General features: G+C 69.8%; 19 protein-coding genes. 4 read left to right on the plus strand and 15 right to left on the minus strand.

All coding sequences use genetic code 11. The features are described from left to right. Positions 1 to 12 precede the first annotated feature (12 nt). From ASG69_RS09930 to ASG69_RS09940, 3 genes are all read right to left on the minus strand, one after another. Positions 13 to 1,155, minus strand: coding sequence for a metallophosphoesterase (locus ASG69_RS09930; RefSeq protein WP_056445111.1), 1,143 nt, complete (start codon positions 1,153 to 1,155; stop codon positions 13 to 15). Between the two features lie 31 nt (positions 1,156 to 1,186). Continuing rightward, positions 1,187 to 2,917 (minus strand): VWA domain-containing protein, encoded by a 1,731-nt coding sequence (locus ASG69_RS09935; RefSeq protein ID WP_235578913.1) that lies wholly within the window; start codon positions 2,915 to 2,917, stop codon positions 1,187 to 1,189. A 90-nt stretch (positions 2,918 to 3,007) separates the two neighbouring features. Continuing rightward, a complete protein-coding gene (locus ASG69_RS09940; RefSeq protein WP_056444444.1) occupies positions 3,008 to 5,188 on the minus strand; it encodes a malate synthase G in 2,181 nt (726 codons plus the stop codon). A 152-nt stretch (positions 5,189 to 5,340) separates the two neighbouring features. On the opposite strand from ASG69_RS09940, the gene ASG69_RS09945 reads away from it, so the two are divergent. Then, positions 5,341 to 6,216 (plus strand): aldo/keto reductase, encoded by an 876-nt coding sequence (locus ASG69_RS09945; protein ID WP_056444447.1) that lies wholly within the window; start codon positions 5,341 to 5,343, stop codon positions 6,214 to 6,216. Positions 6,217 to 6,225: 9 nt separating this feature from the next. On the opposite strand, the gene ASG69_RS09950 is transcribed toward ASG69_RS09945, so the two are convergent. From ASG69_RS09950 to ASG69_RS09990, 9 genes are all read right to left on the minus strand, one after another. Continuing rightward, a complete protein-coding gene (locus tag ASG69_RS09950) occupies positions 6,226 to 7,119 on the minus strand; it encodes a 3-methyladenine DNA glycosylase (protein WP_373428293.1) in 894 nt (297 codons plus the stop codon). Continuing rightward, on the minus strand, positions 7,116 to 8,204 hold the full coding sequence (locus ASG69_RS09955) for a hemolysin family protein (RefSeq protein WP_056444450.1): 1,089 nt from the start codon (positions 8,202 to 8,204) through the stop codon (positions 7,116 to 7,118). Before ASG69_RS09955 ends, ASG69_RS09950 begins: the two co-directional genes overlap by 4 nt. Continuing rightward, complete coding sequence (locus ASG69_RS09960; RefSeq protein ID WP_056445121.1) at positions 8,197 to 9,594, minus strand: hemolysin family protein; 1,398 nt, start codon at positions 9,592 to 9,594, stop codon at positions 8,197 to 8,199. Before ASG69_RS09960 ends, ASG69_RS09955 begins: the two co-directional genes overlap by 8 nt. A gap of 356 nt (positions 9,595 to 9,950) precedes the next feature. Continuing rightward, positions 9,951 to 11,387 (minus strand): GuaB1 family IMP dehydrogenase-related protein, encoded by a 1,437-nt coding sequence (locus tag ASG69_RS09965; protein WP_056444452.1) that lies wholly within the window; start codon positions 11,385 to 11,387, stop codon positions 9,951 to 9,953. Positions 11,388 to 11,445: 58 nt separating this feature from the next. Further along, entirely contained in the window at positions 11,446 to 12,309 is an 864-nt protein-coding gene (locus ASG69_RS09970; protein ID WP_231476281.1) for a DMT family transporter, read from the minus strand. 8 nt (positions 12,310 to 12,317) lie between these two features. Next, positions 12,318 to 13,766, minus strand: coding sequence for an NADP-dependent phosphogluconate dehydrogenase (gndA, locus tag ASG69_RS09975; protein WP_056444455.1), 1,449 nt, complete (start codon positions 13,764 to 13,766; stop codon positions 12,318 to 12,320). Between the two features lie 64 nt (positions 13,767 to 13,830). Next, positions 13,831 to 15,372: a DEAD/DEAH box helicase gene (locus tag ASG69_RS09980; RefSeq protein ID WP_051613283.1), complete on the minus strand. Its 1,542-nt coding sequence runs from the start codon at positions 15,370 to 15,372 to the stop codon at positions 13,831 to 13,833. A 284-nt stretch (positions 15,373 to 15,656) separates the two neighbouring features. Next, positions 15,657 to 16,610 (minus strand): M56 family metallopeptidase, encoded by a 954-nt coding sequence (locus ASG69_RS09985; RefSeq protein ID WP_027505428.1) that lies wholly within the window; start codon positions 16,608 to 16,610, stop codon positions 15,657 to 15,659. 42 nt (positions 16,611 to 16,652) lie between these two features. Then, positions 16,653 to 17,042, minus strand: a complete 390-nt coding sequence (locus ASG69_RS09990; RefSeq protein ID WP_027505427.1) for a BlaI/MecI/CopY family transcriptional regulator — start codon at positions 17,040 to 17,042, stop codon at positions 16,653 to 16,655. A 130-nt stretch (positions 17,043 to 17,172) separates the two neighbouring features. Here ASG69_RS09990 and ASG69_RS09995 point away from each other — a divergent pair, with 130 nt between their 5' ends. Beyond that, positions 17,173 to 18,471: an alpha/beta hydrolase gene (locus ASG69_RS09995; RefSeq protein WP_056445124.1), complete on the plus strand. Its 1,299-nt coding sequence runs from the start codon at positions 17,173 to 17,175 to the stop codon at positions 18,469 to 18,471. A gap of 59 nt (positions 18,472 to 18,530) precedes the next feature. Beyond that, positions 18,531 to 21,071 carry a bifunctional lysylphosphatidylglycerol flippase/synthetase MprF gene (locus ASG69_RS10000; protein WP_414891611.1) on the plus strand — a complete coding sequence of 847 codons (2,541 nt, stop codon included), beginning with the start codon at positions 18,531 to 18,533 and terminating at the stop codon, positions 21,069 to 21,071. A gap of 3 nt (positions 21,072 to 21,074) precedes the next feature. Here ASG69_RS10000 and ASG69_RS10005 read toward each other — a convergent pair whose 3' ends face one another. The 3 genes from ASG69_RS10005 to ASG69_RS22130 all read right to left on the minus strand — a co-directional run bounded on the left by ASG69_RS10005 (position 21,075) and on the right by ASG69_RS22130 (position 24,558). After that, positions 21,075 to 21,932: an ABC transporter ATP-binding protein gene (locus ASG69_RS10005; protein WP_056444458.1), complete on the minus strand. Its 858-nt coding sequence runs from the start codon at positions 21,930 to 21,932 to the stop codon at positions 21,075 to 21,077. After that, positions 21,929 to 22,957 (minus strand): FecCD family ABC transporter permease, encoded by a 1,029-nt coding sequence (locus ASG69_RS10010; RefSeq protein WP_081821226.1) that lies wholly within the window; start codon positions 22,955 to 22,957, stop codon positions 21,929 to 21,931. Before ASG69_RS10010 ends, ASG69_RS10005 begins: the two co-directional genes overlap by 4 nt. A gap of 65 nt (positions 22,958 to 23,022) precedes the next feature. After that, the gene (locus ASG69_RS22130) at positions 23,023 to 24,558 is read right to left on the minus strand and encodes a FecCD family ABC transporter permease (RefSeq protein WP_082544459.1); all 1,536 of its coding nucleotides are present in this window, start codon (positions 24,556 to 24,558) and stop codon (positions 23,023 to 23,025) included. A 172-nt stretch (positions 24,559 to 24,730) separates the two neighbouring features. Between ASG69_RS22130 and ASG69_RS10020 the strand changes: the two genes are divergently transcribed. Then, positions 24,731 to 25,444 carry a hypothetical protein gene (locus tag ASG69_RS10020; protein WP_156380490.1) on the plus strand — a complete coding sequence of 238 codons (714 nt, stop codon included), beginning with the start codon at positions 24,731 to 24,733 and terminating at the stop codon, positions 25,442 to 25,444. Positions 25,445 to 25,547 lie beyond the last annotated feature (103 nt).

The raw sequence follows: 25,547 nt of genomic DNA on the forward strand, positions 1-25,547 counted from the left end.
GACGCGATGTGATCAGCGCGCCGTCCGGAGCTCCAGCAGAGAGATCTCGGGCGGCGCGCCGATGCGTACCGGGGGACCCCAGGCGCCGGCGCCGCGGGTGGTGTACAGCGTGGTGTCGCCGATGGTGTCGAGGCCCTGGACCGAGGGCTGTTGCAGCGGTACGAGATACACGATCGGCCAGATCTGTCCGCCGTGAGTGTGGCCGGAGACCTGCATGTCCACACCGAGATCGGACGCCTGCGTCGCCTGCTTGGGCTGGTGCGCCGAGAGCAGCTGGAAACGGGCCGGGTCGGTGCCCTCGAGGGCTGCCGCCAGATCCGGCTCGTACGGTTCCGGCGCCGTGAGGTCCTCGATGCCTACCAGGTCGATCGTGTCGACGCCGCGGGTGAGCGGGACCGTCTCGTTGCGCAGGACCCGCAGTCCCAGCGAGTCGTACAGGTCGAGCCACGCGCCGCCGTCGCCCGCGTAGAACTCGTGGTTGCCGCTGGTGACCACGACACCCAGCGGCGCCGACAGTTCGCTCAGCGGAGCCAGTGCCGGGCCCACGAGGTCCACGGTTCCGTCGACGAGGTCCCCGGCGATGATGACGAGATCCGGCTTCTCGGCCATGAGGGTGTCGACGACCCCCTGCACGAACGCCTCGCCGCGCGCCGGGCCGACGTGCAGGTCGGACACGAGTCCCACCCGCACACCGTCGAACGACGCGGGCAGTGCTGCGAGTTCGACTGTCGTCCGGGTCACCTTCGGGGTGGCGGCCGCGACGACTCCGTACGCGACAGCCACCACGGTGCCGAGGACGAGAACGGCGGTGGCGGGACGCACGAAGGTGCGCCGTGCGGACACCCCGTCGCGGTGGGCGACACGCGCTCCGATCCGCACCACCAGGGCGCCCACGGCGATCAGCAGGGAACCGAGGCAGAGGTACAGGAGTGCGGCGAGCCAGGTCAGACCCGGGTACGCGACGTAGCGGGCCCACGAGGGATCCAGTACCTCACCGCTGCCGATCCCGACCACCGCGGCGGCCCAGAACACCACGAGAACGGCATTTGCGGAGAGGCGCGCGGCGCCGGTGAGTCCGGTGGCCACCACCAGACGGCGGTGCAGGACGAACGTCACGATCGCCAGGAGCACGGCGAACGTCAGCATGCGAATCACGGGGAAGCCCTTCGGCATTCGGTGGAGATCGTCACCGGTCGGAGGACAATCGGTCGAGCGTGGCGGTGAGTGTGGGGTCGGAGGAGGACACCTCGACGAGGTCGCCTCCGGTCTGGCCCGCGAGGCTGCGCAGCGTCGCGATGTCCGAGTTCTGGGTCAGCGACACCACGTCGATGCGGACCGGACGCGCAGGGTCCGACGCGGCCGCGATCGACTGGAGGAAGGACGCGGCGGAGATCGAGGTGTCGTCGTTCGGGCCGTCGGTGACGAGAAGAACCGAGTTGGTCCCGTCGCCCGACCAGTTCTGCACCGCCGATTCGTAGGCCGCCTGCACGGAGGCGTAGGTCGAGGTGGCGGTGGCGGGAGACAGACCGGCGAGAGAGCTGTCCAGTGCGGCGCGGGACTCGGAGTTCGCCTCCGTGAGCGGTACCTCCACCCGGTACGGCCGTGATCCGTCCAGTGCCCGGCTGTACGTCCACAGGCCGATCCGGCTGGTGTCGGGAACCGCGCCGATCACCTGACGCAGGGCGGACGTCACGTTGGTCAGGCGCGTGGCGGACCCGTCGATCGACTCCATCGATCCCGACACGTCGAGCAGGACGGTGGTGCTCGACGGGCGGGTGGGTGACGCGAGGGTGTCGAGCACCGCCGTGCGCGCCGCCGGCTCGGGCGATGCGGCGGGCTGACCGATCGCCGGGAACGTCAGTCCCGCCACCGACGGAGGTGTCGCCTCGGTGGTTCCGTCGGCGGTGGGAACGCGGAATCCCTGTCGCAGGAACGCCTGCTGCTGATCGGCTCCGCGGGCGAACTCCGCGAACGCGGCCGCAGCCGCGCGTCCGGTCGCATCACCGTCCGAGAGCACCACTGCAGGATGGTCGGCACTCGGCGTCGAACCGGCCGGGCGGAAGGCGGCCAGCTGCTGGCCCTCCGTGATCCGGCCGTACAACTGCTGTTCGGTGACCGGGACGGCGTGGACCGGGGCGGCCGCGGGGTCGCCGCCCTGCACCATCGCATCGAGAGCGGCCGCAGCATCGGCGGGCGGTGTGGGAGACGCGTCCGTCGCCGCGCGGGAGAGCGCGGAGACCGCCGACACGACGGGCGCGGACGCAGCCTGATCGGCGGTCAACGACGCGGTGGAGGCGGTGGGATCGACGACCGCCGCAGCCACCGACACCAGAGCCGCGGTGGTGGTCGACCCCGCCGGCAGTGCCGGTCGCAGGGATCCCCAGCCCACGGCGCCGATGGCGTCGAGCGACCCGGGGGTGGCGGCGAGACGAGGCAGGTCGGCCCACCCCACGGCCGCCGCTCCCAGGGTGTCGGCGAGCGTCGGCGCGACGCCGAGGACGACGGGACTGGTGGCGAGAGACCGGGGGGTGCTGTCGACCCGCCGCGCGTCGATCAGCGGCGCCGCATCCGCCGAAGTCGCCGGGATCCACAGCGACGGACGAGGACCGGCCGCCGCGTCGGACGGATCGGCCGCGAGGGCCGCTGCCGCGACGTCCGACGCCGTCTCGGTCACCGTCGTGGTGACGCAGTGATCGCGCACCACCGGCGCCGTGGCGTCCCACGCCGCGGCGACCGTACGCACGGCGTCGGCGATGTCGGGATCGGCCGTGACGGCCAGCACGGCGTCACCCTCCACACAGGCCTTCGCGGCCTGCTCACCCTCGTCGGTGATGCGATCGCGCAGGGCGAACCAGCCCAGGACGGCCGCGACGAGCAGCACGAGAACGACGACGACCACGACGGGTCCGCGGCTCACACCGCGACGAACACCCGACGTGGACGCGGTGCGACGATGCTCTCCCACCCTCGGGACCCGTCCTCTCTCGTGCTGCTCCCGGCCTCCCCGTCAGGATGCCTGGTTCGCTGCCTTGTACTCGCGACGGCGCGCGTGGAGGATCGGCTCCGTGTACCCGTTCGGCTGCCGGGTTCCCTCGAGGATGAGGTCCTTGGCGGCGTTGAAGGCGATGTTGGAATCCGAGTTCTCGGCGAGCGGTCGGTAGGTCGGGTCGTCGGCGTTCTGCCGATCGACCACCGGCGCCATGCGCGTCAGCGAGGCGACGACGTCCTGCTCGGTCACGATGCCGTGACGGACCCAGTTGGCCAGCAACTGGCTCGAGATGCGCAGCGTCGCACGGTCCTCCATGAGCGCGACGTCCTCGATGTCCGGAACCTTGGAGCAGCCGACGCCGTGGTCGATCCACCGGACGACGTATCCCAGGATCGACTGGCAGTTGTTGTCGAGCTCACGCTGCTTGTCCTCGTCGCTCCAGGAGGTGTCGGCGGCCAGTGGGATCTCGAGGATGTCGTCGACCGTGGCGCGGCGAGCCTTCGCGATCTCCTCCTGGCGGGCGAAGACGTCGACCTGGTGGTAATGGGTGGCGTGCAGCGTGGCCGCGGTGGGCGACGGGACCCACGCGGTGTTCGCACCCGCGCGCGGGTGACCGATCTTCTGCTCGAGCATGTCGTGCATGAGATCGGGCATCGCCCACATTCCCTTGCCGATCTGCGCCTTGCCCTCGAGGCCCGCCGCGAGACCGGTGTCGACGTTCCAGTCCTCGTAGGCGGCGATCCACTTCTGCTTCTTCATCTCGGCCTTGCGCACGACGGCTCCGGCCTCCATGGAGGTGTGGATCTCGTCGCCGGTCCGGTCGAGGAAGCCGGTGTTGATGAACACGACGCGTTCCTTCGCCGCGAGGATGCAGGCCGCGAGGTTGACCGTCGTGCGACGCTCCTCGTCCATGATGCCGACCTTGAGGGTGTTGCGGGGGAGGCCCACGACGTCCTCGACCCGCGCGAACAGCTCGTTCGTGAAGGCGACCTCGTCGGGACCGTGCATCTTGGGCTTCACGATGTAGAGCGAGCCGGTGCGGCTGTTGCTCAGCGCGACGTCGTCTCGCAGGCTGTGCTTGCCCGTCAGGGACGTCATGACGGCATCGAGAATGCCTTCGGGGATCTCGTTGCCGTCCTTGTCGAGGATCGCATCGGTGGTCATCAGGTGCCCGACGTTGCGGACGAACAGAAGCGACCGGCCGTGCAGCACGAGTTCGGAGCCGTCCAGAGCGGTGTAGACGCGATCCGGATTCATGGTGCGGGTGAAAGTCTTCCCGTTCTTCGACACCTCCTCGGCGAGATCGCCGCGCATCAGACCGAGCCAGTTGTGGTAGCCGAGCACCTTGTCGTCGGCGTCCACGGCGGCGACGGAGTCCTCGAAGTCCATGATCGCGGTGACCGCGGACTCGAGCAGCACGTCCTTCACGCCCGCGGCGTCGGTGCTGCCGATGGGACTCTCGGCGTCGATCTGCAGTTCGAAGTGCAAGCCGTTGTGGACGAACAGGATTCCGGTCGGTGCGGACGGCTCACCCGTGTAGCCGAGCAGCGAGTCCGGTGACGCGAGACCGACGGTGTCGCCGGAGGACAGGGTGACCGCCAGGGCGGACCCGTCGACGACGTACGACGTGGCGTCCGCGTGCGAGCCGGACGTCAGCGGCACCGCGTCGTCGAGGAACGTGCGAGCCCACGCGATGACCTTGTCGCCGCGCACCTTGTTGTAGCTGGTGCCCTTCTCCGCGCCGCCGTCCTCGGAGATGGCGTCGGTGCCGTAGAGCGCGTCGTACAGCGAGCCCCACCGGGCGTTGGAGGCGTTGATGGCGAAGCGTGCGTTGAGGACGGGGACGACCAGCTGCGGGCCGGCCGTCGTGGTGATCTCGGTGTCGACGCCCTCGGTCGTGATCGCGAACGCGGCTGGCTCGTCCTGCAGGTACCCGATCTCCTTCAGGAACGCCTTGTACTGCGCGCGGTCGTAGCCGGCTCCGGGGTGCTCGGAGTGCCAGGCGTCGAGCTTGCCCTGGATCTCGTCGCGGGCCTCGAGGAGCGCCCGGTTACGGGGCGCGAGATCCTCGAGGAGGGACTGCACACCCGCCCAGAACGCATCCTGATCCACACCCGTGCCGGGCAGAGCCTGCTTCTCCACGAACTCGTGCAGCACTGCCGCCACCTGCAGATCGCCGACCTGGACGCGTTCCGTCATCACAGCCCCTCACTTGACTCTCGCCTGTCGCGGCGTCGTGCCGCGCTGGATCGCCCCGATGTTACCCAGTGGTAGTGCGGAGCCCACCGGTGGTGGCGCGCGGGACGATCACGAGCAGGAATACCTGCGACCCCCACGGCGTCGTACTCGCCATGACGACATCGACGACTTCCCGCCCCGCCGACGCGAGCGGCACCTTCCTGCTCGGTGGAGACCTCGAGATCACCCGGCTCGGTTACGGCACCATGCAGCTGCCCGGAGAAGGCGTCTGGGGGCCGCCGCGTGACCGCGACGAGGCGATCCGCGTGCTGCGGCGATCGGTCGAGTTGGGCGTGACTTTCTTCGACACCGCAGACAGCTACGGCCCCGAGGTGGCCGAGGACCTGCTCGCCGAGGCGCTGCGTCCCTACGCCGACGACATCGTGATCGCGACCAAGGCCGGGCTCACCCGGCAGGGCCCCGGGCAGTGGACCCCGGTCGGTCGTCCCGCATACCTCCGCCAGCAGGCGGAGTTGTCGCTGCGCCGTCTCGGTGTGGACCGCATCGACCTGTTCCAGCTGCACCGGATCGACCCGGACGTCGCGCTCGAGGATCAGGTCGGCGAACTGAAGGCGCTGCAGGACGAGGGCAAGATCCGGCACATCGGCCTCAGCCAGGTGTCCGTCGAGGAGGTGACACAGGCGCAGAGGATCGCTCCGATCGTGTCCGTCCAGAACCTCTTCAACCTCACGGACCGCTCCTTCGAGGAGCTCCTCGACTGGTCGACCGAGCAGAACATCGGCTTCATCCCGTGGTTCCCGCTCGCCACCGGAAAGCTCACCGGCGAGGGCAGCCCGCTGACGGAGCTGGCCCAGCGGCACGGCGTCTCCGCGTCGCAGCTCGCCCTCGCGTGGCTGTTGCGTCGATCCCCGGTGATGCTGCCGATTCCCGGAACGTCGTCGGTGTCCCACCTCGAGGACAACGTCGCCGCCGCGAGCATCGAGCTCATCGACGAGGAGTTCGCCGAACTCTCGGCCGTGGGCGTCTGACCCGAACCGTCAGCGCAGACCGGCGAGCAGGCCGCCGATCGCGACTCGCAGAGCGGCTCCTCGTTCCGCGATCGCCGACTGGGCGCGCACGTACTCGGCGCGCCCGGTCGGGGTCTCGACACGCACGGGGGAGTAGCCGTACGCCGTGAGGTCGTACGGGCTCGCCCGCATGTCCAGTTCGCGCGCCGTCATCGACAGCGCGAAGCAGTCGAGCAGCAGTTCGGACGGCAGCAGCGGTCCGAGCTTCGCCACCCACTTGTACAGATCCATCGAGGCGTGCAGGCAGCCCGGCTGTTCCGTCAGGAGCCGGTGCTCCGGCGTCAGCTCGAGCGCGTTCCGCGGGACCGCGTCCGGGGTGAAGAAACGGAACGCGTCGTAGTGGGTGCAGCGCAACGGCATCGACTCCACCACCGCGTCGGTGCCGTCGTGACCGAGGCGCAGCGGCACGTCGTGACGCAGAGCCTCGTCCCCGCCGCGGTAGACCATCGCCCACTCGTGCAGACCGAAGCAGCCCAGCTGCGCCGGGCGGGTGGCCGTCCGGCCGATCAGGGTGCTCACGAACTCGATCGCGGACGACCGCCGGTCGAGGAACTCGGACGACACCGTGACGCCGGGTCGCCCGCCCACGGCGACGTCCACGTACCCGGAGCGTCCGCGGTAGTCCTCGATGCCCGCCCCGGTCAGTACCGAGCCGTGACCAGGGTGCCACCGGCGCAGATGGCCCGGCTTGAGGCTGTAGTAGGTGAAGAGGAAGTCGAGCACCGGATGCGGCTCGCCGACCGCGCGCCGCTCCAGATAGGCACCGATCATCTCGTCCACCCGCTCGCCGTGAGCGTGCCGCCGAGGATGCCACGCGTCCGGTCCGAGAACGACGAGATCGGTGTCCGACACGACGGACGTCACGTCGCGTCGGGCCCGGGGACGACGTCCTCCACGAGGTGGGTGCCGTCACGCACCGTGCCGACGAACTCCTCGACGAGGTCCTCGAGAGCGACGATGCCGATGGTGCCCTTGCCCGTCTCCACCACGGCGCCGAGGTGACTGCGTCGGCGGCGGAGACCGGCCAACGCCTCGTCGAGAGGGGTGCGCGCGTCGATGATCGGCAGAAGGCGGACGTCCGAGCGCGGGATGATCGTCCCCGAGTCGGCCAGCGGGTCCGCCATCAGATCGAGGACGTCCTTGATGTGGAGATACCCGATCATGCCGTCGGTCTCGTCGCGGACCGGGTACCGCGAGAAACCGGTCTCGCGGACCGCCTCCTCGATCGCACCCAGCGTGGGTCCCTTGGGTCCGCAGACCACCGTGCGAGCCTTGTCCAGCGGGATGAGGACCTCCCGCACGGTGCGACCCGACGTCTCGAGAGCCTGCGTCAGCCGGCGGTGCTCCTCCTCGTCGATGAGTCCCTCCGAGCGGGACTCGCCGATCATGTCGGAGAGCTGGTCCGCCGACACCGACGAGTCCAGCTCGTCCTTCGGCTCGACGCGCAACAACCGCAGTGTGCCGTTGGCGCACAGGTTGTAGAACGAGATCAGCGGCTTCGCGACGCGCAACCACCACAGATGAACGGGCACCAGCAACATCGCCGTCGCTTCCGGTCCGGCGATCGCGATGTTCTTCGGCACCATCTCGCCGATGAGGATGTGCAGGATCACCACGATGCCCAGGGCGAGGGCGAACCCGATGGGGTGCAGCAGGGAGTCGGGTACGCCGAGCAGCTCGAACGGACGCTCGATCAGGTGGGCCACGGCGGGTTCCGCCACGCGCCCGAGCAGGATCGAACAGATGGTGATGCCGAGCTGCGCGGCCGCGAGCATCATCGACAGGTTCTGACCGGCCTCGATGACCGTCTGAGCCCGTTTCTTGCCCTGCACCACCAGACTCTCGAGGCGGTCGCGGCGTGCCGAGATCAGAGAGAACTCCGCACCGACGAAGAAGGCGTTGAGGAGCAGGAGGACGACCGCGAGGCCGACGGCGAGAAGGTCACCCATCGAGGGCCTCCCGGTCGTGCTCGCGGACGGTCTCGGCGCGCAGCCGGGTGATCTCGTCCTCCGCGGCCGGGCGAACGAGGATCCGGTCGATCCGGCGCCCGTCCATCGCGTCCACGCGCGCGACCCAGCCGCCCTCGTCGGACTCGAGGTCTCCGCTCGGGGGCGGCAGGATGACCTGGTCGCCGGCGTCGGGGATGCGTTCGAACTGCGTCAACACCAGGCCACCGAGGGTGTCGTACTCGCCCTCGGGTGCCGCGTACCCGGTGAACTCGGTGACCTCGTCGATGCGCAGGAGTCCGGAGCAGAGCCACCCGTCGGCGACGCGTTGGACGTCGACCTCGCGGGTGTCGTGCTCGTCGCGGACGTCGCCGACGATCTCCTCGATGAGGTCCTCCATGGTGACGATGCCCGCGGTGCCGCCGTACTCGTCCACCACGATGGCGACCTGCATGCCGTCGGCGCGCACCCGTTCCATGACGGTATCGCCGTCCAGGCTCGAGGGGACGTTGGGGACACGCTGCGCGAGGGAGCTGACCGTCGTTCCGGCGCGGCGCTCGGCGGGCACGGTGAACGCGTGCTTGATGTGAACGACGCCCACGGTGTCGTCGAGGTCACCGTTGACGACGGGGAACCGGGAGAACCCGGTGCGGGCCGCGGTGTCGATGAGGTCGGCGACCGTGTCGTCCGCGGCGAGGGTCTCGATCTTCACGCGGGGGGTCATCAACTCCTCCGCCGTGCGCTCGCCGAACTGCAGCGAGCGGTCGACGAGGAGAGCGGTGCGCTGGTCGATGGAGCCGTGTTCCGCGGAGGAGCGCACCAGCGACCCGAGTTCCTGGGGCGAGCGCGCCGAACGCAGTTCCTCCGCGGGCTCGACGCCGAGGCGGCGGACCACCCAGTTCGCGGAACCGTTGAGACCGTTGATGGCCCAGCGGAAGACGAGGGAGAATCCTGCCTGCAGGCCGGCCGTCGCCCGCGCCACCTTCATCGGATTGGAGATGGCCATGTTCTTGGGCACCAGCTCGCCGAACACCATCGACGCCGACGTGGCGATGACGAGCGCCAGCACCAGTGACACGGCGCCGGCGAGCGAGTCGGACGCACCGAGTGCCGTGGCGGCGGGGGTGATGAACCGCGCCAGCACCGGTTCGGCGATGTAGCCGGTGATCAGTGTGGTGATGGTGATGCCGAGCTGCGCACCGGAGAGCTGGAACGACAGCGTCCTGTGCGCGTGCTGGACCTGGCGGGAACGCATGTCACCGTCGCGGGCCGCCGCGTCGACGGTGCTGCGTTCGAGTGCGGTGAGGGAGAACTCCGCGGCGACGAAGATCGCCGTTCCCGCCGTCAGCGCGACGAAGCCCACGAGGGACAGGATCGGAACGAGAACGGTCACGAGGGACACACCTCGCTGCGACTCGAGGTGGTCGTCGGGAAAGCGCCGGGTGAGCCCGGCGACCTAGAGGAGCCCTCCGGAGAGAGACCGCCGGACGACTCCCCGTCGGGGGAGGGGCGGTCTCGGGACGGTCGGTCCGGGGACGGAGTTCCGGACCCGGGGGTCGGCGTCGTCGTGGGTGCCTCGGGCACCAGTGTCCTTCCTGTCGTGTGGCGTTCGCGTGGAGGCGACGCCTGCGCCGCAGAATCGGCGCGTGTCACAGCAGTACCCGCTCGGGGGCGCCGCTATCGCACACATCGTATCGTCGCCGACCCGGAATCACCGAGTCGGCGGCGTGAGCACGAGTGCGGCCGAGATCACCAGCCGGACGGGAGCGGCCGCCCCTCGGCGAAGCCCGCCGCAGACTGGATGCCGAGCACGGCATCCCGATGCAGCTCCTCGAGCGAGCGCGCACCGGCGTACGTGCAGGTGCTGCGCACACCCGCGCAGATGTGGTCGATGAGGTCCTCGACACCGGGCCGCTCCGGATCGAGGCGCATCCGCGAGCTGGAGATGCCTTCCTCGAACAGGCCCTTGCGCGCCTGGTCGAACGCGCTGTCCGCCGCGGTGCGTGCGGCCACGGCTCGCTTCGACGCCATGCCGAAGCTCTCCTTGTAGGCCACCCCGGCGGCGTCGACGCGGAGATCTCCGGGCGACTCGTGGGTGCCGGCGAACCAGGACCCGATCATGACGTTGGAGGCACCCGCAGCGACGGCGAGCGCGACGTCGCGGGGATGTCGGACCCCGCCGTCGGCCCACACGTGCTTGCCCAGCTCGCGCGCCGCGGCGGCGCACTCCTCGACGGCCGAGAACTGCGGGCGGCCCACGCCGGTCATCATGCGGGTGGTGCACATGGCGCCGGGGCCCACACCGACCTTGACGATGTCCGCGCCGGCCTCGATCAGGTCACGGGTACCCGCTGCGGACACGACGTTGCCGGCGACCAGGGGCACGCCCAGATCGAGCGCCGCGACGACGGCCAGCGCATCGAGCATCTTCTGCTGGTGGCCGTGGGCGGTGTCGAGCACCAGGACGTCGGCCCCGGCCTCGACCAGGGCGGCGGCCTTCGCGCCCACGTCACCATTGATGCCGACGGCGGCGGCGATGCGCAGGCGTCCGTCGGCGTCGGTGGCGGGCCGGTAGATGCCGGCGCGGAGCGCACCGGTGCGGGTGAGCGCTCCCGCGAGTGCGCCGTCCGGTCCGGTCAGCACGGCGAGGTTCTCGTGCCGGGCCTCGAGCTGCTCGAAGATCTCGCGGGGACTCGTGTCCACGGAGGCCGTCACGAAGTCCTTGTCCATCACCGTCGAGAGGCGCGCGAAGCGATCGACGTCCGTGCACGCCGCCTCGGAGACGATGCCCACGGCCGTGTCACCGTCCACGACCACGACGACGCCGTGGGCACGCTTGGGCATGAGGGCGAGAGCGTCGGAGACCGAGTCCTCCGCCGTCAACACGACCGGGGTGTCCGCCACCAGGTTCCGGCTCTTGACGAAGGAGACCGTCTCGGCGACGGCCGCGGTCGGCAGGTCCTGCGGGATGACGACGATGCCGCCGCGTCGCGCGACCGTCTCCGCCATCCGGCGGCCGGCCACGGCGGTCATGTTGGCGACGACGATGGGAATGGTGGTCCCGGAGCCGTCGACACTCGCCAGATCGACGTCGAAACGGGACGTGACCGTCGTGTGGTTCGGGACGAGGAACACGTCGTCGTACGTCAGGTCGTAGGGCGGGCGCTGGTCGCGAAGGAAATGCACGGGACGCCAGCGTACGCGACCGACGGATATATCTTGCGGCGGCGACGTCGAGGGTGGGTCAGACAACCGGGACGGCGTCGTCCGCACGCCCCTGCTCCCGCGAGAGAACCACGGTGGTCACGATCATGACGATCACGGCGGAGGCGACGACCACGCCGCGCAGTCCGTCGAGGCGGAGCCGTTCGTCGAGCACCACGATGCCGAGGAACACCGCCGCCAGCGGCTCGCACACGGTCACCGCCGGCAGCGACGCCGCGAGCGGACCTGCCTGGAACGCACGCTGCTGCAGGTAGAAGCCCGAGACTCCCGCGGCGATCAGCGCGTACGTCTGCCACGCGGTGAGGGCGCCGAGCAGATCGGACTCCACCAGGTCGGTGACGTACTTGGTGAACGCGACGGCAACGCCGAACAGCAGCCCACCGCCGACTCCGAGCAGCAGCGCCGCACGACCGGGCTCGCGCGTGAGCACACCGGCGACGGCGCCGACCAGCGCCACCGCCACCACGGCGGCCAACGGCAGTGCCCACACCGACAGCGGCGCGTCGGCGGTGCCCTCGGTGGGGTCGCCGACCGCGACGAACGCCACCAACGCGACCGTGAGACCCACGGCCGAGATCCAGGTGGCGCGCCGCATCCGCAGACCGGAGTACTTCGCGGCGAGGGGAAGCGCGAACAGGAGCATGCTGACGAGCAACGGCTGCACCACGGACACCGACCCGACGGCCAGGGCCGCCACCTGCACCAGGTATCCGCCCAGGTCGCCGACCACCCCGGCCCACCACCGCGGGCTGCGCACGAGACCCGAGATCAACGAGTCCCCGTCCGCGACCGCCGACGCCGCCGTCTGCTGAGCGACGGCGGCGCAGGCGAAGAGGAATGCCGCGACGAGCGAGAGCCCGACCGCGAGCACGGACGAACTCACGGCGGAGGTCAGGCCTCGATCTCGGACCGGTCCTCGCTCCACAGGGTGTGGAACTTGCCGTCGGCGTCGATGCGCTCGTAAGTGTGCGCTCCGAAGAAGTCGCGCAGACCCTGCGTCAGCGCGGCGGGCAGACGTTCGGCGCGCAGTCCGTCGTAGTACGACAGGGCGGAGGCGAAGCCGGGCACCGGGATTCCGAGGAGTGTCGCGGTGGACACGACGCGACGCCAGCTGTCGACGGCATTCTCGACGGCGTCACGGAAGTACGGCGCCAGCAACAGCGCGGGCAGTTCCGGGTTCTCGTCGTAGGCGTCCTTGATGCGGTTCAGGAACCGGGCCCGGATGATGCATCCTCCGCGCCAGATGGTGGCGAGATCGCCGGGGTGCAGATTCCAGTCGTACTCGGCCGAACCGGCGGCGATCTGATCGAAGCCCTGCGAGTAGGCGACGACCTTGGAAGCGTACAGCGCGGAACGGATGTCCTCGGTGAAGGTCTCGATGTCCTCGGGCTTCGCCGAGAGCGTTCCCGACGCCAGACCCTTGGACGCCTCGCGCTGGCCGCGCGCGCCCGAGAGTGCTCGGGCGAACACCGCCTCGGCGATGCCGGTGACGGGGACTCCGAGATCCAGCGCGGACTTGACGGTCCAGCGACCGGTGCCCTTCTGCTCGGCGGCGTCGACGATGACGTCGACCAGCGGCTTCCCGGTCTTCGCGTCCTTGTGGGCGAGCACCTGCGCGGTGATCTCGACGAGGTAGCTCTCGAGGTCGCCCTCGTTCCACTGGCGGAAGACGTCGGCGACCGCGTCCGGATCCATGCCCAGCGCGTCGCGTAGCAGGTTGTAGGCCTCACCGATGAGCTGCATGTCGGCGTACTCGATGCCGTTGTGCACCATCTTCACGAAGTGCCCGGACCCGTCGGGGCCGATGTGGGTGCAGCACGGGGTGCCGTCCACGTGTGCCGAGATCGACTCGAGCAGGGGCCCGACCGACTCGTACGACTTCGCGGGGCCGCCGGGCATGATCGAGGGGCCGTTGAGTGCACCCTCCTCGCCGCCGGAGATGCCGGCGCCGACGAAGAGAAGGCCGCGGTCCTTCAACGAGGACTCGCGGCGGATGGTGTCCGTGTAGAGGGCGTTGCCGCCGTCGATGATGATGTCGCCCTCGTCCATGACGCCGGCGAGTTCCTCGATGACCGCGTCCGTGGGATCGCCGGCCTTGACCATGATGACGACCTTGCGTGGCTTCTCGAGGCTGGCCACGAAGTCGTCGATGCTCTCGGACGCGACGAAGGTGCCGTCACTGCCGTGCGCGTCGAGCAGAGTCTGTGTCTTGGAGTAACTCCGGTTGTGCACCGCGACCACGTGTCCGTGGCGGGCGAAGTTCCGCGCCAGGTTGGACCCCATGACAGCGAGGCCGGTGACACCGATCTGGGCGAGAGGTGAAGAATCCGAGGAAGTCATTCCCCCAGCTTTCCCTGCCCGGCCCCGACGCGAAAGTCGGGGCCGGACAAGGACGGGAGAGCTGTCAGTCGCGCGCGGTGCCCGCAGCACGGCTGCGGAACCCGCCGGTGCGCGAAGCCGTTGCGCCCGTGCGGTTCTCGTCGCGGCCCTTGTAGCCACCGGTGGACTCGCCGCCGCGGTAGCCGCCGGTGCGGTTCTCGTCGCGGCCCTTGTAGCCACCGCTCGACTCACCGCCGCGGTACCCACCGGTGCGGTTCTCGTCGCGACCCCGGTATCCGCCGGAGTCGCCGCCGCGGTAGCCACCGGTGCGCGGGGATCCCGAGGCGCCGAAGCGCGAGGGGCCACTGGGACGCTCGCGACGCGGTGCCTCACGCACCGGCTCGCCGGACGGAGCCTTGGCTCCGGTGATGGAACCGAGCTCCACCGAACCGGGGGAGACGTCCACCGAGGTGACCTTCACCCCGGCCTGGCCGGTCAGCCGGCTGATGATGCGGCGCTGGTTGGGCAGCGCGATGGCGACGACGGTGCCCGCCGCACCGGCACGTGCCGTACGGCCGGCGCGGTGCATGTAGTCCTTGTGATCCGCGGGCGGATCGACGTGCACGACCAGGTCGATGCCGTCGACGTGGATGCCGCGTGCGGCGACGTCGGTGGCGACGAGCACGGGGGTGCGGCCGCTCTTGAAGCGGTCGAGCACGCGGGTGCGCTGGTTCTGAGCCTTGCCGCCGTGCAGCGACTCGGCGTGGATGCCGACGGCGCGAAGGCGATCGGTGATGCCGTCGCAGCCGAGCTTGGTGCGGGCGAACATGATGGTCCGGCCACCCTCGCGAGCGGCGATCTCGGACAGGACGATGTCCTTCTGTCCACGGCCGACATTGAGGATGTAGTGATCCATCGACTCGACGGCGGCCTTGCTGTCACCGGTCGAGTGCTGGACGTGGTCGGCCAGGAACTGGCGGACCAACGACTGGACCTCGCGATCCAGCGTGGCGGAGAACAGCATGCGCTGGCCACCGTTCGCGGTCTGTCCGAGGATGTCGCGCACCTCGGGCAGGAAGCCCATGTCGGCCATCTGGTCGGCCTCGTCGAGTGCGGTGATCTCCACTGCCTCGAGGACGCAGGTGCCCTGACGCAGGTGATCGCCGAGGCGTCCGGGGGTGGCGACGAGAACGTCGACACCGCGGCGGAGCTGATCGGCCTGACGACCGAACGGGGTGCCGCCGACGGCCGGACGCACGCTCAGTCCGAGGACGGTGGCGTAGGACTGCAGCGAGTCGACGACCTGGAAGGCGAGCTCGCGGGTGGGGACCAGCACCAGTGCGCGGGGACGCTTCGCGGCGGGCTTGGTACCGGTCGACGCCAGGCGGGCGAGCATCGGCAGACCGAACGCGAGCGTCTTGCCCGATCCGGTCTGTGCGCGGCCGAGAACGTTACGGCCGGCGAGGGCGTCGGTGATGGCCATCTTCTGGATGGGCGAGGGAACGGTGATGCCGTTCTTGGCGAGCGCCGCGACGATGGCCGCGGGAAGTCCGAGGTCGGAGAACGTGGTCTCGGACGCCTCGGGAGTGCTGGTGGCAGAAACAGAAACGGGGGTGGCGCTGGTCAACGCGGTGGTACCTCTCGGGGTTGCAGGCGCGTCGGTGCACAGCAACGATGAATCACCGCGCAGCGTGACGAGCCAGGGCACACATCACCTGGTCATCGATGCGCAAGCGGAGCTCGGGCGCAATGTGAGGTGTCTTGTCACCGGTACGACTCCGTGGCGTCCACGAGGGGACGGATCGGAGCGACGGCGAAATTTGTGCCATATCGACTAACGGATGGTTCTGATGAACCACGGGTAACACTACGCGACGAGTGGTGCCGATGCCGACTCGTGTGAGCCAGTAGTCACGAACCGTGTCGTGCGAGGCGCGTCAGCTCGGTCAACCACGGCACGGCGACGTAGATGGTCGGCACCACGAGGATGGCCGCCGACGCGAGATAGGCGAGAGTGGCGACACCCGGGGTGGAACCGGGAGTGGCCAACCGGCGCACCCGCACCAGCGTGCTCGGCCCACCCGCGGCCAGAGCTCCCCGCGGCGCCGACGATCCGGAGCAGGCCACGAGAGCGCGGGCGAGGGGACGAGGGCCCGTGACGCGCACCGCGGAATCGTCCGCGAGCAGCTCGACCAGCAGCTGCACCGACCCCAGCGCGGACCGGCTGCGCACGACGTGCGGGAACGCCTGGTTGACGGCCATGAACGCCTCGAGAACGAGATCGTGCCGCGCGCGCAGGTGGGAGCGTTCGTGGGTCAGGATGGCGGCCAGCTCGTCGTCGTCCAGGTTGGACAACGTGCCCTCGCTGACCACGACGCGTTGCCGCAGTCCGGGCAGGCAGTAGGCGATGGGGTCGAGGCTCTCGAGGACCCGCACGTCGGTTCCGTGGGCACTGGTCTCGCCCGCACTGCGATCGAGGATGTCGACCAGCGTGCGGTGTCGCGCACGCCGCCGTCGGGTCTTGATCGCCACCAGGGACGTGGCCCAGACGAGCCGCGCACCGATGACGAGGGTGATCGCGAGCACCGTCACGTAGAGGATCCACAGCGGGAGGCCGAGGGCGTCGATCTCGGCCGTCGGCGCCGTGGTGGGCCGGCCGTCCGGTCCGGGGACGAGCAGCTGGCTCGCGATCGCGAGACCGGAACTGAAGGCCGAGAGCACCGCGGCGAGTGCGATCGCCTGCCACAGCACCAGGGCGGCGCGCGGTGTCCGGTGCGGCCATGTCGCACGGGACAGCATCGCGGGAACCGGTCCCGTCAGGATCAACGCGAGTACCGCGAAGACCAGTGCTGTCGGTGCGTTCATGTCCTCACCGTCGTGTGGGAGGGAGCGTCGAGGGTCGAGAGGTCAGGCGTTGGAGGAACCGTCGTCCTGCGTCTCCAGTGCCGCGAGGGCCTCCCGGAGTGCGGCGGCCTCGTCGGCGCCGACCCGACCCACGAAGTGGACCAGGGCAGCAGCGCGTCCGCCGGAGCGGTCGGCCTGCTGGAGGGCGTCGACCATGAGGCTGGCGACAAGCTCTTCGCGCCCATGTACCGGAGCGTACCGATGCGCGCGGTCGTCCCGCTGCTGGGTGACGAGCTTCTTCTTCGCCAGACGCTGCAGGACCGTCATGACCGTCGTGTACGCGAGCTCACGCTTCGACGCCAGTGCCTCGTGGACCTGACGGACGGTCTGCGGCTCCGAACTCGACCACAAATGTTCCATCACTGCTCGTTCGAGATCGCCCAGGCCTGCCATTCGTCAGATGATACGGCCACTCCGACGCAAATGCGTACTACACGGTGTAGCAGCGGGTCGTCGCACGTCGGCGCGCGTCCACCGGCGCGGAAACACGCGTCGAGAACTACTGCGCGGCTACTGTTGCGCCGTGGCATTCGTCGACTCGTCGTTGGTCAGTGGACCGGTCCCGATCGTCGTCACGGTCGTCGGAGTGCTCGGGCTCGTCTGGCTCGTGCTCGCGCGGCGTCGGCGGCACCTCACCCGCGCCGTTTCGGTGGCCGTCGCGGTGGCGGCCGTCCTCACGGTGGCGGCGTGGTTCGGCATCGAGAAGATCTGGCGGGTCTTCCCCGATCCCGTCGAGACGTCGGTCTACGTCTGGGTCGGTCTCGGAGTCCTGGGTCTGTTCCTCCTCGTGCCGCGGATGCTGGCCGCGACACGGTGGTGGACCCGCGTGGTGACCGTGATCGCGACGGTGGCCGTGGTCGCGACGTCCGCGCTGCAGGTCAACCTGGTCTTCGATGCCTACCCCACCGTCGGTACCGCCCTGGGGATCTCGTCCGTGCAGGAGGTGGACGTCGACGACGTCACCGGCCGCACCGCCGACCCGATCACCGGTACACCTCTCGCGAGCGTGTGGACCGCCCCCGCCGACATGCCGACCGGTGGTCGCATCCTGGACACGCCGATCCCGGGCACGGAGTCGGGTTTCTCCGCTCGGAACGCGAAGGTCTACCTGCCGCCCGCGTACTTCACCGCACGCCGGCCGCTGCTGCCCGTCCTCGTGCTGCTCGCCGGCCAACCCGGAGCGCCCGACGACTGGCTCACCGGCGGCCGGTTGGTCCAGACGATGGACGCCTACGCCGCCGATCACGCAGGTCTCGCACCCGTCGTGGTGGTGGCGGACGCGACCGGGTCCACCATCGCCAATCCGCTCTGCGTCGACTCTCCGCTCGGCAACGTGGCGTCCTATCTGGCGAAGGACGTGCCGGCGTGGGTGAACGCGACCCTGCAGGTGGACACCGATCCGGCGCACTGGGCGATCGGCGGGCTCTCCTACGGCGGTACCTGCGCCATGCAGATGACCACCAACTACCCGCAGCTGTACCCGACCTTCCTCGTTCTCTCGGGGCAGCTCGAACCGACGTTGGGGGACAAGCAGCGCACGCTGGACGCGGCGTTCGGCGGAAGCGAGGCCGCATTCGAGGCCGTGAACCCGATGAACCTCATGGCCACACGCCAGTACCCCACCAGCGCCGGCGCCTTCGTCGTCGGCGCCAGTGATCCCGATTACCAGAACTCGGCGAAGCAGCTGCTCGCCGCCGCACAGAAAGCCGGAATGGACGTGCGTTATGCCGAGGTCGCGGGTGGACACAGTTACGAGACGTGGTCTGCGGGCCTGAAGCTGGAGCTGGACTGGCTCTGCACCCGGCTGGGGTTGACGTCGTGACCGATCCGTCCGTCGCAGGATCTCCCGCGCAGGGTCCGGTCGCCCGTGCGCGGACCGACATCGCCGCGTGGTGGGGACGAACCCGTCGCCAGGGCGCACGGTTGTGGTCCACGATCGCCTACGGCGCCAAGGGGGCTCCGGTCAGCCTGGCACTGCTGGCCGTCATGTGGGTGGGGCTGGTCGTGCTCTCCCTCACCACGCGCAGCTATCGCAGCTTCCTCGACCACCACACCGCGCTGGGCATCGTTCCGATCGAGAACCTGCGGCTCTGGACCCCCGTCACGTCGGGGCTGTTCGCCGTGGGGGTGGCCGCCTTCGTCGTCGCCACCGCGTTGTTCCTCGTCGTGGCCGCGCCGATCGAGCACCGGATGGGTACCCGGCGCTTCGCGGTCGCCGTCCTGGTGACCCAGGTGGGCGGCTCGCTGCTGGGTCTCGCGCTGGCCGCTCTCGGGCAGTTGCTCGACGAGGGGTGGGGCTTCCAGCTTCATCTCGGCGTCACCTCGGGCCCCACGGCCTGGATCCTCGGCACGCTGATGGTGGCCAGCGCGAACATGGGAACGCTCTGGCGTCGGCGGGTGCGGGTGGGCCTCGTGGCGCTGACCGTCGTGATGGCCCTGTTCGGTGGCCATCTCGCCGACATCACCGCGCTCGGCTCGGTCGTGGTCGGCGCAGTGGCGGGTCCGTTGATCGTCGGACGATCCTCTCGCGCGACCCATCTCGCCGGTACCCGCCGCGAGGGTCGGGTGCTGGTGGCCCTCATCGTCGCGGCGTCCGCGATCGGCCCGATGATCGCTGCCTTCTCGCCCAATGCGGTGGGCCCGTTCGCCGTGCTGCGCGAACTGTTCCGCAGCCAGGAGTGGACGCTCGACGAGGTGAACCTGGTCTGTGGTGCAGATCCGGGGTCCACCGACTGCCGACGCGGGCTGCTCGATCTCCGACTCGGCGGAGTGGGACCGGTGCTGGCCAGCGCCATGCCCTCGGTCTATCTGCTGGTCCTCAGCGACGGACTGCGCCGCGGGCGTCGGTTCGCCTGGATCGGTGCGATGGTCTCGCAGGTCGTGCTCCTGGCCCTGGCGCTCGCCAACTACCTGATCCGCTTCGCCGATCTGGACAACGGCGACACGCTGTTCTACGGCGTCGCAGATCCGACGCTCTACCGCACCGCCGTCCCGTTCGTCGTCCCCCTGGCGGTCATGGCACTGCTGGTGGTCACGCGCACGAACTTCGACGTGTCCGCGCCTGCCGGTACGTACACGCGACTGTGGGCCACCGTGGTCGGGGCCGGCGCGGTTCTGGCCGTTCTCTACGTCGCCGTCGGCGCGCTGATCCGGTCCGGCTTCGACGGCAGCCCGGGAGTGCTGACGCTGCTCGGCGACTTCCCGCAGCGGCTCGTGCCCCCGGTTCTGCTGCAGTGGTTCGACCCGCCCTTCCTGCCGACGAGCTGGCTCGCCACCGTGCTCTACGAATGGACCGGCATCGTGTTCTGGGCGGTGCTGGTCGTCGCGACCGCGGGGTCGTTCGTGAGACCGGCGTACGGCGTGGAGACCGACGCCACCGAGCGCGCCCGGGCGGTGCTGACGAGCAGCAGCGGCAGCGCCCTGTCCTGGATGACGACGTGGCGCGGCAACCGGTACTGGTTCTCGCCCGACGGTCACAGTTATGTCGCGTTCCGGGTGATCTCGGGCATCGCCCTCACCACCGGCGATCCGGTGGGTCCGCCCGCGGACCGGGAGGCGGCCATCGTCGGCTTCTCCGAGTACGCCGCCGCGAACGGATGGTCGCCCTGCTTCTACTCGGTGACGCCGGACGTCGCGGCGATCACCGGCGCTCTGGGTTGGGAGAGCATCCAGGTGGGGGAGGAGACCGTGCTCCCGCTCGCGGATCTCGCCTTCACGGGCAAGAAGTTCCAGGACGTCCGCACCGCGGTGAACCGGGCGAAGAAGGCCGGTGTCGAGGCCGAGTGGATCTCGTTCCCGACGGCGCCGCTGGCGATCACGGACCAGATCACCGCGATCTCCGAGGAATGGGTCGCCGACAAGGGCATGCCCGAGATGGGCTTCACGCTCGGCGGCCTGGACGAGGTCGACGATCCGCAGGTCCGGTGCCTCATCGCTGTGGACGAGCAGCGCACCGTGCACGGCATCACCTCGTGGATGCCGGTGTACCGCGACGGCGTCGTCGTGGGCTGGACCCTGGACTTCATGCGCCGTCGGTCCGAGGGCTTCCGGCCCGCGATGGAATTTCTCATCGCGTCCGCCGCACTGTCCCTGCAGGAGGAGGGCGCGCAGTTCCTCAGTCTGTCGGGAGCGCCGCTGGCCAAGGTGGGCGATCCGACCGAGGACACGGCGCAGACGTCGACACTCTCGGGGATGCTCGAGCGTCTGCTCGACGTCGTGGGCCGCACGCTCGAACCGGTCTACGGCTTCCGGTCGTTGCTGGCGTTCAAGTCGAAGTTCCAGCCGGTGTACGAGCCGATGTACATGACGTTCCCCGATCCGGCTGCGCTACCGAGCATCGGCAACGCCATCGGACGGGCCTACCTGCCGGACGTGTCCTTCGGTCAGAGTGTCCGGCTCGTGAAGACGATGATCGACCGCTGACCGTCAGGCCGGTCGGATGCCGGCGCCCGCCCGGACGTGGCGGGTGCCGATGGGCACGATCAGCGGACGATCGGAGACCGGGTCGTCGATGACGGCCGCGGACAGGCCGAAGACGTCGAAGAGCATCTTCTCGGAGATGACCTCGGACGGCGTACCGCTGGCGACGATCGCTCCCTCGTGCATGACCACGAGACGGTCGCTGTAGCGGACGGCCAGGTTGAGGTCGTGCAGCACCATCACCACGGTCCGGCCCATCTCGTCGTGCATCCGATCCACCAGGTCGAGGACCTCGATGGAGTGCGCCAGATCGAGGTAGGTGGTCGGCTCGTCGAGGAGCAGGACGTCGGTGCCCTGCGCCAGTGCCATGGAGATCCAGGCACGCTGGCGCTGTCCTCCCGAGAGCTGGTCGACGGGACGTTCGGCGAGATCCTCGATACCGGTGAGCTTCAGCGCACGCGCCACCTCGGACTCGTCGTCGCGGGACCACTGCCGGATCCAGGACTGGTGGGGATGGCGGCCTCGTGCCACCAGGTCCGCCACCGTCAGCCCCTCCGGGGCGATCGGCGACTGCGGGAGCACCCCGAGAGTGCGCGCGACGTCGCGGGTCTTCATGTGGCCGATCGCCTTGCCGTCCAGCGTCACCTGGCCCTGGCGCGGGGACAGCAGGCGGCCGAGGGCGCGCAGCAGAGTCGACTTGCCGCAGCCGTTGGGTCCGATGACCGTCGTGACGACGCCGGTGTGGATCTCGAGGTCGAGCCCCTCGATGATGATGCGGTCGCCGTAGCCGACCGAGATGTTCTCCGCGGCGAGACGGTGCGGAGGTGTGGCTCCGGTGATCTCCGGATGCGCGTGCACGCTCATACTGTCGCCTTTCGGTTGACTCGGACCAGCAGATAGAGGAGGAAGGGTCCGCCGAGGACGGACGTGACGATGCCGACGGGGAGCTCGACCGGCAGAATCGTGCGCGCCACCAGGTCGGACCCCACCACGGTGACGGCGCCGGTGAGGGCCGAGGCGATCAGCGGAGGCTCGGCGCACCGGGTCAGCCGCAGGGCGATCTGCGGCGCGGCGAGGGCCACGAATCCGATCGGGCCGGCGACGCTCGTGGCGATGGCGGCCATCGCGACCGAGATGACGAGCAGGACGGCCTGGGACCGCTGCACGTCCACGCCCAGCGAGCGGGCGGTGTCCGGCCCGAGCCGCATGGCGGACAGTCGGAACGACATGATCACCGAGCCCGCTCCGAGAACGACCACGGCGGCGGTGACGGGCCACACCTGCGACCACGTGGCACCGGACAGCGTCCCGGTGAGCCACAGCTGGGCGCGGGTGACGTCGGTGATGTCGGCATTGACCAACATCCAGCCGATCAGCGCGACCATCATGGCGTTGATCGCGATGCCCACGAGCACCAGCCGCATGCCCTGCACTCCGCCCCGCCACGACAACAGGTACACCAGCGCTGCGGTGAGCAGCCCGCCGACGAGGGCGGCGAGGGTCACGCCGAGCGTGGCGAACAGGCCCACGGCCGTACTGGTGCCGCTCAGGACGATCAGCGAGATGGCGGCGACGCTCGCGCCGGACGTGATGCCGAGAATGTCCGGGCTCGCGAGTGAGTTGCGGGTGATCGACTGCATCAACGCGCCGGAGACAGCGAGCGCCGCTCCTACGAGCGCGCCCGTGAGGGCACGCGGCAGGCGGAGGTCCATGACGACGAAACGCTCGATCCGCGAGCCGCCGCCCACCAACACATTCACGACGTCCGGGATCGACAGCGGGTAGTCGCCGCGCCCGACGTTCAGACAGAACACGAGGAACAGCACGATCGCGAGGGCGAGGGTGACGAGCACCCTGGCGGGGCGACGCACTGTCGACAGCGGTCCCATGCGGAAGGCCGGGCGACCCGCCACCGACGGCGCGGTCGCCGCGGAACGGACGGTCGGGTGGGCGGTCACAGCGACACCAACGTCCGACGGCGTACCAGGGCGATGAAGAACGGCGCGCCGATCAGCGCGAGCACGATGCCGACCTGCAGTTCACCGGGCCGCACGACGACGCGACCGATGACGTCGGCGAGCACGAGCAGGACACCGCCCAGCGCGCCGGCGAACGGGAGCAGCCAGCGATAGTCCGGGCCGGTGATGGCACGCGCGATGTGGGGCACCACCAGTCCGACGAAGGCCACGGGCCCACACGCAGCGGTCGCCGCGCCGGTCAGAAGTGTGATGGCCACGATGCCGACGACGCGCGTGAGGGTGATGTTGGTGCCCAGTGAGCGGGCGACGTCGTCACCGAGGCTGATCGTGTTGAGGGCGGGCGTGCCCGCGACGGCGATGATCAGCCCGATGACGATGAACGGGAGCACGGTCCAGAAGATGTCCGGCCCGCGTCCCGAGACGGAGCCGACGACCCAGAACCGGTAGCTGTCGAGGGTGGTCTGATCGAGCAGCACCACCGCGTTGGTCATGGCCTGCAGGAAGAACGCGATCGCGGCTCCCGCGAGGGCCAACGACAGCGGGTTGGCCCGCGCCCCGCCCAGAGACGCGGTACCGAACACGACGATGCTGGCCGCGGCAGCGCCGGCGAAGGCGAACCAGAGGTAGCCACCGGGGGACGTGATGCCGAAGAGGTAGATCGCCATGACGACGAAGAAGGCGGCACCGGCGTTGAGGCCGAGCAACCCGGCATCGGCGAGCGGATTGCGGGTGTGGCCCTGGATCAGGGCGCCGGCGACGCCGAGTGCGATGCCCACGACGAGTCCGAGGATCGTGCGGGGGAGGCGTAGCGACCGGACGATCACGTCGGTGTCGGTCCCGGTGGCGGAGAACAGCGCATGGAAGATCTCGGCGAAGGTGAGCGGCCGCGCACCGACGGCCACGCTCATGAGCGCGACGAGCACGATGGCGGCGACGAGGATGATCAGTCCGGAGGTTCGGCGTCGACGGGTCGCTGCCGAGGAGGTGTCCGGAGCGACCGGTTCGAAGTCCTCCGCGACCGCGACGGTGAGCCGGACCGTCTCGACACCGGGCTTCCGACTCAGCGTCAGAGCAGGTCGGACGCCCACCGCGTCACCGGTCTCGGCGTCCCGCAGCACGAGGGCGAACAGGGACTTTCCGACGCTCTGTCCGGCGCGACCGTCCCGGAACCCCCGGTTCCACACCAGCACACCCGCGGCCGCGAGCACCGCGATGACGCCGAAGACCGCGCGGTCGACCTGGCCGCCGCCGTTGTCGTCGGCGAGCGATCGGACGACGACGAGGCCGAGCACGAGGGGGAGCAGGACGACACCGACGTCGACCGCCGAGGCTGCCGCGACGGTCACCCGGCCGGGCGCCCGCCGATCCGCGTCGGCGATCGAGTAGTCGCGATCGGGACGAACCGTGGTGCCGGGCTCGGGGAGGTCGTTCGGGCCGGGGTGAGATGCGAGAGGTCCGGACGCGGTGTCGGTCACGCGGTCCTCCTCGATCGGTGTGGTGGTGTCTCTCATGGAAGGTTACGCAAGCCTAAGCAGTCGTGTGGCGGCGCGGTCTCGCGGTGATGCGAACCACACCCGGTTGTCTTCGATGTATTGGTTAGGCTTACCTTATGACTCGACCGGTCGCCTCGACCGGTCGGTGCGTGTCACCGTCCGGGCACCTGCAGACGAGGAGTTCCATCCGATGACAGTCACGATCGACACCGTCGTCTCACCGCACGATCGTCGCGCCGCGGTGTCCACGGCCTTCCGGCACACCATGACCGCTCTGCGACACCTCGATCCGGAGGCCCCCCGCGTGTACGCCGTCGCGGACATGGCCGAGCAGAGCAAGCGTCGCTGGTGGTCGTTCGCCACCGGGCTCGAGTCGGGCCGCTTCGAGGCCCTGCTGCGCAGGTCGTCGCTCGACCATCCGGACCCGCGTCGTGCGGTGGACCAGGTGGCGGCCGCACTCGTGCACGCTGTCGTGGGACGGTCGGCCGCGGCGTTCGTCGGATGCGGACGGGTGTGGGATCCCGGCCCCGAGAATCTCTGGATCCATCTCGACAGCGACGTGGGCATCGACTGGGCGGGCGTGCGGGACACGGCGCTGCGCTCGGTGTCCGGCTCGGGCGCGACCGCGGGAACGGTGGTCATGCCGTGCGACGAGGCGCTCGCGGCCTGGACCGCGCATCGCGCTGCTCGCTCGCTCGAGGTCGCCGCGGCAGGGTTGTCCGCGCTCGGTCCTCTGGACGCCACGCAGATGAGCCGCATCGTGGGCGAGTCGGTCCTCGGCGCCTCGGCACGAGTTCCGTTGCTGGGTGGCGTGTCTCGTGACGGCGGCTGGCGCAGGGGGCAGATGCTCCTCGATGCGTTCGTCGACGCGGGGTGGCGCGTTCGGTTACGGCGACCTGCGTGACTTAGGCAAGGCTATCCTGTATAGTCCGAGCCACACGAACTTCGGATCGTGCCGACGTCCTGAGGGCTGCAGCGACGTCGGCGTCCGTGCCCCGGCGGGCCTC

Source organism: Rhodococcus sp. Leaf225 (genome assembly GCF_001426145.1).
Taxonomy (GTDB): domain Bacteria; phylum Actinomycetota; class Actinomycetes; order Mycobacteriales; family Mycobacteriaceae; genus Rhodococcoides.